Origin of the sequence: Mediterraneibacter gnavus ATCC 29149, assembly GCF_008121495.1 — a bacterium.
In the GTDB taxonomy this organism is placed as follows: Bacteria; Bacillota; Clostridia; order Lachnospirales; family Lachnospiraceae; genus Mediterraneibacter; species Mediterraneibacter gnavus.
In genome coordinates this window covers 3,154,088-3,162,682 of the sequence record NZ_CP043051.1, presented here as the reverse complement: position 1 = coordinate 3,162,682, position 8,595 = coordinate 3,154,088, and the positions used below count along the sequence as shown (strand labels likewise).

Here is an 8,595-nt window from a genome sequence, read left to right as displayed (position 1 = left end):
TTTTTTAATACAAAAACTTACTAAATTTCTGATTATCTTTTCATAAGTTGGTAAATGCCGATATATCCCTTATTTTAGGGCTTTATCGGTATTTTCTTTTTGGAAGATACCTTGCATAAGCTGGCATTTACCAGCATGAAAATGCAACCAAAAGTAGTAAATGAGTAGTAAATATAGGCTCCGATATTAACAAGCCAGTCTTTCCAGCTCCGCTTTTGCAGATTGAAATGTACCGTGTGCATAATAGCCAAGTGTCATGGTTATGTTAGCGTGTCCCATGAGATATTGTAGGGTATTAGGGTTCATTCCTCTGTTTGCCATATTCGTACAATAAGTATGTCGGAATGAATGTGGTGTGATGTTCGGTAACTTGTCCTTGTGGTACTTGTTATACTTCTTAATCAGTCCTCGCACCATGCCCTCATAGTTTCCTGCAACTTTAGGCAAGCCCTCACGGTTCAAGAATAAGAAATTGCTGTAACCACCTACAATCAGCGGTTGTGCCTTTCCTCTGTTCTTTAGTATTCTTTGGATTGCTTGATAAGCCCGTTCTGTTAATGGAAGTTCCCGTTTTCCGTTTTTAGTCTTTGGCGTTTCAATATAGTAGCCGATTTCGCTATCTTTCAATAACTGGTGGTCTATATTGAGTATTCTATTCTGCATATCAATATGCGTCGTCAGTCCGCAAAATTCAGAAATACGAAGTCCCGTTTCCAGCAGAAGCACAACCTCATCATAATACTTGCTGTAAATCTTGTCCTTTTCCATAAAGGCAAGCAGGCGTTCTTCCTGCTCTGGTGTAAGGATAACTTTCTGTTCCGTATCATCTTCCAGAACATCACTTAGCTTAAATTCAAACGGGTTCTTTCTGATACAGTCGTCTTGTATTGCCATATAAAATGACGCTTTCAAGGAACGCTTGTAGTTATCAATCGTTTTATAGGCATATCCTTTTTCGCTCATTCTGATAGCCCATTCTTTAGCGTCCGACTGTTTAACAGTATCAATCGCCCTCATACCCAATGGGTCATTTTTCAGAGCGTTCATAAGATACTGTCGTCCCTTTTCAGTAGCCCTCTTGATGTTCTTTCTTTGGCTGTTTTTCTTCTCATAAAGCTGGCAGACTGTCATTTTACCGCCTGCCGTGTCGATACCGTCATTGAGGTCTTTTTTTATCTGTGCTTCTTTTTCCCTCAACGATATATCATCACGCTTTCCAGCAGGTGTCTTGTCTGTCGGTACAAGTTTCCAAGAATAGATAAATTGTGGCTTTCCGTATATATCGGTATATTTATAAACGTATCTTCCGTCTTTTCGCTGGCTCTCTCCATTACGCAAATTGCGATTTTTACTGTCTTTTCGTTTCACATTAGACATAGTGTAAAGCTCCTTTCCGTCATGGAATGAGCCGTGATACGCTATACCTTATTATACCATATCTACGGCTCAATGACATTAGATTTCGTCCAATGTATCTATGATTTTTTCAAATTGTTTTCGCTTAATCTGAATACGATTACCGTTCACGATAACCCAGCCAGCGTCAATGTTTTCTTCGGCTAATTTACGCAATTTCTTTTCGCCAATGCGGAAGTATTTGGACGCTTCTTCAATCGTCAGCGTATATTTTTCCCAGATAGGCACATCAGTATTGTTCATAATCTATGCACCCCCTTTACTGTGTGTCATTTTTTACAAGCAGGCAGACGGCTTTGGAAAGCTCCGTTAGTATCTCAACTATTCCCATTCTTGTGGGCAGAACCACACCATGCGGACGTATCATTATTCTGTGAGGATAGGTCGTGGCAAAACGACTTTTCCAACAGTCGCTCTCGGATCACTGCGTGGGTCGCTCGCTTTCTTTTGGAAAGGTCGTGGCGTACAGTTCCCGTGGCTCGCTATCTCACAAACGTATCTGTCTGCTTTATTCAGTTGTCAAAGAGCTGTGGCGAAAGCGTGTTGCTTTCATGTAAAAGCAGGTGCAGAGCAGGAAAGAGGGGGACATTAAATCATGCTCCGCTAAAAACTGCTTATTCTTCTGGTTCTAAGTCCATATCTTCAATATCAAAACCTAAAATCATTTTGATAAGTGCTTCTCTGATACGTCCTTTTAGTTCCATATCTACAACGATATAAACATTGCCGTATTCATCATAAAGTGAACGTAAACAGCACTTTGATATGTAAGGGTCATAAAATGCCAGCAATTTCTCAATCGCTTTTTCGTTTCCGTCCATAGCTGATGAAATCAAGTAATAGGACGGCTTTTTAAATAACTGTTTCATTTTCTAATGTTCCTCCTTGAGTATTTTTTTCATAGTTTCCAAAGCGTGATGTCGGTTTCTAAATACACCGCTTTGCGTGATTTTCTGCAAGTTGGCAATTTCACTTTCTGTCATTTCCAAGAAGTAATACATCAACAGAGTATTGCGTTTTCTTTCTGGAAGCTTCTTCAAGGCTTCTGCCAATTCATCATCAAGGACACGAATATCAATGCCACATACTGAAAAGATTGTATAATCTGTTTCGTAGTCGTCCCAAACAGCCATTTTATCAACAAGGACATCTGGCAATTCGCTGAAAGATATTTCTTTATTCTTACGACGGTTTAATTCCTTGTAATAATCTTTCACGACACTACGGACAACTTTCTTTAAACAACTTTCAAAACGACATTGAACTGTTTTCTGGAAGTCAGACGGTTTCATCAATCTCACCCCCTTTCCTTTATGATTTGAAAAGTGTTTATCCCTCTTTCCGCACCATATAAGGACAGCTAGGTGTGATTTAATGACCTCTTTTGAAAAATTTTTGAATTTTTTTCGGGTATGAAAAAAGCCCGCACAAAACAGAATGTTTGCACGAGCGAATGAATTTATATATCTAATTAACGATTTGATTGATTGTTTTTTCCATTTATAGCCGATAGATTTCTTTAAAACATTCCATGAAACATACTTCTTAATTTGCATATCAAAATTATTTTCCAAAATCATAAAGTATATTTCTAAATAATTTCTAAATCTGTCGCATACTACTTTGTTTTATGTAGATAGTAAAAAATCCTTATGATACAATATCTGATTAGAGGAGATGAAACCGCATGAATAAAATTGCTATTATCGAAGATGATATAGACATTTGCAATATGATTGCAAAATTCTTAGAAAATAATAAATATATCGTTCATTATGCATTGAATGGTGCAGAGGGAATAGAATTGTGTAAATCGCTTGTTCCAGATTTAATAATACTTGATATTATGTTACCGAGGTTAAACGGAAATGATGTATTACAGAGATTGCGTAAATTTACAAACGCTCCAGTTATTGTTGTTTCTGCAAAAACAATGGTACAGACAAAAATAGACTTATTAAAATTAGGTGCTGATGATTATATGACTAAGCCGTTTGACTTGCATGAGCTTCTTGCTCGTATTGAAGCAAATTTGAAACGGACTTCAAATACTTCCTGTCAAAATGATACTTTGACATATAGAGATATTGAAATCAACAACTCTCTAGTTTATATAAAAGAAGTATTAGTACCTTTTACATCAACCGAGTTAAAGATTTTAAGACTATTATTACAATATCCGCAAAAAATTTTTTCAAAGCAAAATTTATATGAATCCATTTGGAATGAAACGTATGCTTATGATGATGATACGATAAATACCCATATCAGTCATATTCGTAAAAAAATTAAGGCGATTACAAATGAAGATTATATACAAACCATTTGGGGAATCGGTTATAAAATTAAATAACTTTAGATTTTCTTTAGACTTATCGGATATAGTGGCATAGAAAGGAGTGTTTAGAATGAAAAAATTTATATGCGAAACAAAAAATCTAAGCAAAAAATATAAAGATTTCTATGCCTTAAAGAATGTGAACTTAACTATTCCAAAAGGAGAAATCTACGGTCTTGTAGGCGAAAATGGGGCAGGAAAAACAACTTTAATCCGATTATTAACGGGACTTAATTTTAAGAGCGAGGGAGAAATAATCCTGTTTGGACATACGGATAATCTACAATATGAAAGGGCAAAAATCGGTTGCACGATTGAAATGCCAGCATTATACAAGGATATGACGGCTTCACAAAATTTGGAAGTACAAAGGATACAGCGTGGGATTCCAAACAAAAAGTGTATTGCCGATACTTTAGAGTTGATAGGTTTATCCAATGCTGGCAAAAAAAGAGTGGCAAACTTTTCTTTAGGAATGAAACAAAGGCTTGCTTTAGGTGTTGCATTATTAGGTGAGCCAGAATTTTTAATTTTGGACGAACCCGTCAACGGACTTGACCCAACAGGAATTATTGAATTAAGAGAACTTCTTAAAAAACTAGTAAAAGAACGAGAGGTAACGATTTTAATATCCAGCCATATATTAAGTGAATTACATCAGCTTGCTGACTGTTATGGATTTCTTCATGAAGGAGAACTTTTGAAACAAATTTCTGCTGAAAAATTAAACGAAGAATGTAAACGCCATATTTGTTTAAGGACAGATAATATCCAAAAAACCACTCTTTTATTAGAGCAAAAGGGAAAAATTAACAATTACTCCGTTTACCCTGATAATTCTATTCGTATATACGAGTGCTTAGAGAATGTAAGAATGATTTCTAAATTGCTATCCAGTAATGGAGTTATTATTGATGAAATTTCTGTGCAAGGAGAAAATTTGGAAACATATTTTGAAAATCTAATAGGGGGACGAAAAAATGTTTAATCAAATAAGAGCAGAATTTTATAAATTATTTCATACAAAGGCATTATACTTAACCTTTGCTTTGATTTTAGCGGTCTTTGGAATTTTCTCCATAGGCGGTCAGCAACAATTTGTGGTATCAAGTTCAAGTTTAGACGGAACATGGAAAATAGGAGAAACGGTTGGATTTCTTGCACGTGCTTATAGCGATACAGCACACCCAATGATTGAAGAAATAATAAGGACAGCCACATCTTATACGGTATTTTTCTGGCTGATTGTTCTTATATTTTCTGTCATTTTCTTTTCAAGAGAATATACGGATTCAACAATTAAAATTGCGATTGCAAGCGGACAAAGCCGAATTAAGTTTTTTGTTGCGAAATATATTGTGATTACGATTACCAGTATATTTCTATACTTTTCATTTATTATGATTGCATTTATAATAGAATGTGCGAAATTTAATGTTCCAATACAACTGTTTCCAATGCTGAAAATTGCAGGACTAAATTGTATGGTTATGGGAGCATTTATCGGAATCACACTTATGTTATGTGTAATATTCAAACATACGGCAATCGTTGTAGGTGCTATGTCATTGTTTACATTTAGTGGACCGCTTATCTATATGATGACATGGGATAATATGTCGGTTCAGTCATGGAGAGTTCTAACCTACTTAAAAATAAATCCTATGTACTACTGGATGAATACTTGTTCTTACAATATGATAAATCATTTAGAAATCAATATTCTGACTTATTTTGTAGGAACTGTAATTATTACATTTCTTGTTTCAGCATTGATATTAAGAAAGCAAGAAATACGCTAATCATAACAGAAAGGGGAAATGCGAATATGTTATATTTTTTATTGATTTGTCTTATTTTCATATTAGTATTTTCCCTATTCTCTATTATCAGAACCATTCATAATATAAATAAGCAAATAAAGGAACAGCGGAAAATACGGGTGTCCTTATCAAATAAGTATATTGAAGAATTAGCTTATGCAATCAATCAAAAAGATACTCTACATAAAAAAATGCAGGTTCAAATTAAGCAGGAGGAAGAACAGTTAAAACAATCTATATCTAATATAAGCCATGATTTAAGAACACCTTTGACATCTATACAAGGCTATTTAACACTTTTGCAGGAATGTGAAAATAAACAGGAGCAAGAACAATATCTGAAAATCATTAAAGCAAAAACTGACTATCTCACAGAGTTAGTGCAATACTTTTATGATTTGTCTGTGTTAGAAAATGAGCAATCGGATGTTGAATGTGAGCGTATTGATATAAATAGAATTGTTACAGATTGTTTAATTGAAAAGTATTATGAATTTGGAGAAATCCAGCCAATCATTCAAACAGAAAATTCTCCTGTATGGATATACGGAAATAATCTTATCTGTAAACGAATTATTGAAAATTTAATTGTAAATGCACTTCGTTATTCAGATAACTACATTGAAGTTTCTATCAATCAAAAAGGAGTGTTCACGATTAAAAATTCAACAAAATCTCTTGATAATATTGATGTAAACTTATTATTTAACAAGTTTTATACCCCTGATAAGTCACGCAACAAAGGAAGTTCTGGTTTAGGCTTGTATATTGTAAAAGAATTGCTAAAAAAAATTGACGGTAAAATTGAAAATGTAAGTTACGAAGGAAATATTTTGTCTATCAGCATTTGTTTTCCCTTGTATAATGATAAAAAGTTACTGTGATCAGAACATCTGAATACAGTAACTTTTTATTTTTCTAGTAGCTTTGACTTTCTTTTATAAGTCTTTCAAAATATTCTCTTTTATTCTCTGGAAGTTGATTTAAAAATTCTTCCAGCCATTTTTCTTCCTCTTCCAAAATTCCCTCGTCCTCATAATACTCTGGGTATTCCAAATATATTTCATGTTCTCTTTCTTCTTGTTCTTCGTCAGCCTGTGCTAAGTCCATATATTTTCCAATAAGGAATTGAAGATATTGACTATATCCTAGAGAACCAACTAAATAAGTAATTCGTTGATAGTCTTTTAATGTCATTTCTATTTTGTTAGTTAATAAGTCATAGTCATAAGAAGAACAAATCTCTAAAAATTCCTGTTCCTGCATTTCTGCTTTTTTCATCATATACGCTCCACATCTGCTAAAATTTTAAATTCTTGCCAACTACACAAATAAATTCTTCTGGACTAGGTATCTTATTTCCAAATAAGCGTTGAAATTCCGCTTGCTTGTCTGGGTCATCACTATTTCTAGCTTCATCAATAGCATACTGCATTTCTCTGCGAATTTCAGATACCGAACAGCCATTTGTTTTAGCCATTCTTTTTATAAGCTCTTTACTATCCTTTTTACGAAATCTTAACATATAGACATACCCCTTTGCATTTATATTCTTCCATATTTTAAACTTTTTAGCCTGAATATATACTGAAAGAATTGTTCATTTATACAGAGTATTATATTACACTCTGCGAATGGTTACAATATAAAAAAGCAGGAAAGGAGAGGAAACTGTGGAAGTTGATTACAAAGCAATCGGACAGCGTATTAAAATTGCAAGAATTAAAAAGGGCGTAACACAAGAAACCGTTGCCGACCTTATAGACATTACGCCAGCACACATGAGCAATGTAGAAACAGGAAAAACAAAAGTCAGTTTACCAACCTTGATTGCGATTGCCAATGCACTTTCTGTATCAGTCGATACTCTTTTATGCGATAATGTGATTACTTCTAAAATCGTTTTTGAAAAAGAAGCAAAAGATATTTTGTCAGACTGTGATGAATACGAAGTACGTTTCTTAGTAGATTTAATGAAGTCTGCTAAAATAGCGTTTCGTAAAGACAAGGATATACGCAATCAATTTCAAAAATAACCGTAGCTGTAAGGCACATAAATGTGTATTACAGGCTACGGTCTTTTTATATCATTTATTCTACAATCTTCCAGTTGCTATCCTTTTGTAGCACAAGTTCATACTGTGATACTTGTGTTGCCTTTGTCTGATTATCAATGAATTTTACCGCAACCTTGACTTTCACATTGTCCCCGTCCTTTGTAAAGATAGGGTTTACCAATTCAGAATAAAGATAGTCCCTGCCGATAGGTTCAATCACATTTCCCGATACATAGTAGGCAAGTTCTTTTTCTGTGGCTGTCGGGTACAGCTTAAAGAATGTTTCCAGAAATGCGGTAGCGTCATTTACCGTATCAGCGTCTACGCTTGTGTCTGTTTCTGGTGTCTTAGGCTCATAGTCTGATTTTTCGATTGCTGGTGCAAGGGTAGGGTTCTGAACGATTACCATATCCCCGTCAGCGTCCACATGGACTTTTACGGTATAGGTTGCCGTGACATTACTTGTCTGTTCTCCCTCTTTTATCTGCTGATCTACTTCGTAGGTAGCAGAAAAAGTGTCCGTTCCCGATTGCTCGATATGCCATACAATCACATCTGTAACTGTGGAGCTGGTCGGTATATCCGTTCTGATTGTATCAACATTCAAATCCTGCAATTCTTTTGTCAGATAACCGCTGATTGCCTGCGTTCTTGCTTCAATCGCTTCTTTGCTGTTATCCCATGTGTAATAGGACTTCGCAAAATTCTTCACGAAATTTTCAATCCCGTTGGTGTCCTGCAAGCGAAGTTCAATGATTTCTTTTTCATGGGTCGTGTGCTGGTCGATAGCGGTAAAATTCTTATACACTCCAAAGCTCACGCTTGCGATAAGCACCACCCACAACGCAATCACGGTTTTCTTATGTGTGCCTACCTTAACAGTACGCACCTTTTTTTCTTTTGGTTCTTTGATAGTTTCTGTCTGTTTCTTATTCTTCTTAAACATATTTTTCAAGTCCTT

Annotated in this window: 12 protein-coding genes; 5 read left to right on the top strand and 7 right to left on the bottom strand. The window is 34.9% G+C overall.

Annotated features, from left to right (window positions below):
- Window positions 1-186: 186 nt before the first annotated feature.
- The 4 genes from FXV78_RS15800 to FXV78_RS19060 form a co-directional block, all read right to left on the bottom strand.
- Window positions 187-1,377 (bottom strand): site-specific integrase, encoded by a 1,191-nt coding sequence (locus FXV78_RS15800; protein ID WP_004843378.1) that lies wholly within the window; start codon window positions 1,375-1,377, stop codon window positions 187-189.
- A gap of 78 nt (window positions 1,378-1,455) precedes the next feature.
- A complete protein-coding gene (locus FXV78_RS15795) occupies window positions 1,456-1,659 on the bottom strand; it encodes an excisionase (protein WP_004613735.1) in 204 nt (67 codons plus the stop codon).
- A 371-nt stretch (window positions 1,660-2,030) separates the two neighbouring features.
- Window positions 2,031-2,285: a helix-turn-helix domain-containing protein gene (locus FXV78_RS15780; protein ID WP_002322727.1), complete on the bottom strand. Its 255-nt coding sequence runs from the start codon at window positions 2,283-2,285 to the stop codon at window positions 2,031-2,033.
- A 3-nt stretch (window positions 2,286-2,288) separates the two neighbouring features.
- The gene (locus tag FXV78_RS19060) at window positions 2,289-2,996 is read right to left on the bottom strand and encodes an RNA polymerase sigma factor (RefSeq protein ID WP_004843375.1); all 708 of its coding nucleotides are present in this window, start codon (window positions 2,994-2,996) and stop codon (window positions 2,289-2,291) included.
- Window positions 2,997-3,103: 107 nt separating this feature from the next.
- Between FXV78_RS19060 and FXV78_RS15770 the strand changes: the two genes are divergently transcribed.
- From FXV78_RS15770 to FXV78_RS15755, 4 genes are read left to right on the top strand one after another with little or no spacing between them, the layout of a single operon-like run.
- The gene (locus tag FXV78_RS15770; protein ID WP_004843374.1) at window positions 3,104-3,769 is read left to right on the top strand and encodes a response regulator transcription factor; all 666 of its coding nucleotides are present in this window, start codon (window positions 3,104-3,106) and stop codon (window positions 3,767-3,769) included.
- Between the two features lie 55 nt (window positions 3,770-3,824).
- Window positions 3,825-4,742, top strand: coding sequence for an ABC transporter ATP-binding protein (locus FXV78_RS15765; protein ID WP_004843373.1), 918 nt, complete (start codon window positions 3,825-3,827; stop codon window positions 4,740-4,742).
- Window positions 4,735-5,556: an ABC transporter permease gene (locus FXV78_RS15760; RefSeq protein WP_004843372.1), complete on the top strand. Its 822-nt coding sequence runs from the start codon at window positions 4,735-4,737 to the stop codon at window positions 5,554-5,556. Before FXV78_RS15765 ends, FXV78_RS15760 begins: the two co-directional genes overlap by 8 nt.
- Window positions 5,557-5,582: 26 nt before the next feature.
- Window positions 5,583-6,461 (top strand): sensor histidine kinase, encoded by an 879-nt coding sequence (locus FXV78_RS15755; RefSeq protein WP_004843371.1) that lies wholly within the window; start codon window positions 5,583-5,585, stop codon window positions 6,459-6,461.
- A gap of 34 nt (window positions 6,462-6,495) precedes the next feature.
- On the opposite strand, the gene FXV78_RS15750 is transcribed toward FXV78_RS15755, so the two are convergent.
- Together FXV78_RS15750 and FXV78_RS15745 are read right to left on the bottom strand one after the other, a co-directional pair.
- Window positions 6,496-6,858 (bottom strand): hypothetical protein, encoded by a 363-nt coding sequence (locus FXV78_RS15750; RefSeq protein WP_015530300.1) that lies wholly within the window; start codon window positions 6,856-6,858, stop codon window positions 6,496-6,498.
- 19 nt (window positions 6,859-6,877) lie between these two features.
- Entirely contained in the window at window positions 6,878-7,102 is a 225-nt protein-coding gene (locus FXV78_RS15745) for a sporulation initiation factor Spo0A C-terminal domain-containing protein (RefSeq protein WP_004843369.1), read from the bottom strand.
- Between the two features lie 148 nt (window positions 7,103-7,250).
- Here FXV78_RS15745 and FXV78_RS15740 point away from each other — a divergent pair, with 148 nt between their 5' ends.
- Window positions 7,251-7,613, top strand: coding sequence for a helix-turn-helix domain-containing protein (locus tag FXV78_RS15740; protein ID WP_004843367.1), 363 nt, complete (start codon window positions 7,251-7,253; stop codon window positions 7,611-7,613).
- A 55-nt stretch (window positions 7,614-7,668) separates the two neighbouring features.
- Here the strand turns inward: FXV78_RS15740 and FXV78_RS15735 are convergent, their stop codons facing one another.
- A complete protein-coding gene (locus FXV78_RS15735) occupies window positions 7,669-8,580 on the bottom strand; it encodes a conjugal transfer protein (RefSeq protein WP_004843366.1) in 912 nt (303 codons plus the stop codon).
- Window positions 8,581-8,595: the final 15 nt, after the last annotated feature.

Bases quoted from the DNA above. Each gene is read 5' to 3' on its own strand.
- FXV78_RS15795 (WP_004613735.1), bottom strand. From the start codon at position 1,659: ATGAACAATACTGATGTGCCTATCTGGGAAAAATATACGCTGACGATT.
- FXV78_RS15770 (WP_004843374.1), top strand. From the start codon at position 3,104: ATGAATAAAATTGCTATTATCGAAGATGATATAGACATTTGCAATATG.
- FXV78_RS15765 (WP_004843373.1), top strand. From the start codon at position 3,825: ATGAAAAAATTTATATGCGAAACAAAAAATCTAAGCAAAAAATATAAA.
- FXV78_RS15800 (WP_004843378.1), bottom strand. From the start codon at position 1,377: ATGTCTAATGTGAAACGAAAAGACAGTAAAAATCGCAATTTGCGTAAT.
- FXV78_RS15755 (WP_004843371.1), top strand. From the start codon at position 5,583: ATGTTATATTTTTTATTGATTTGTCTTATTTTCATATTAGTATTTTCC.
- FXV78_RS15750 (WP_015530300.1), bottom strand. From the start codon at position 6,858: ATGAAAAAAGCAGAAATGCAGGAACAGGAATTTTTAGAGATTTGTTCT.
- FXV78_RS15760 (WP_004843372.1), top strand. From the start codon at position 4,735: ATGTTTAATCAAATAAGAGCAGAATTTTATAAATTATTTCATACAAAG.
- FXV78_RS19060 (WP_004843375.1), bottom strand. From the start codon at position 2,996: ATGATTTTGGAAAATAATTTTGATATGCAAATTAAGAAGTATGTTTCA.
- FXV78_RS15780 (WP_002322727.1), bottom strand. From the start codon at position 2,285: ATGAAACAGTTATTTAAAAAGCCGTCCTATTACTTGATTTCATCAGCT.
- FXV78_RS15735 (WP_004843366.1), bottom strand. From the start codon at position 8,580: ATGTTTAAGAAGAATAAGAAACAGACAGAAACTATCAAAGAACCAAAA.
- FXV78_RS15745 (WP_004843369.1), bottom strand. From the start codon at position 7,102: ATGTTAAGATTTCGTAAAAAGGATAGTAAAGAGCTTATAAAAAGAATG.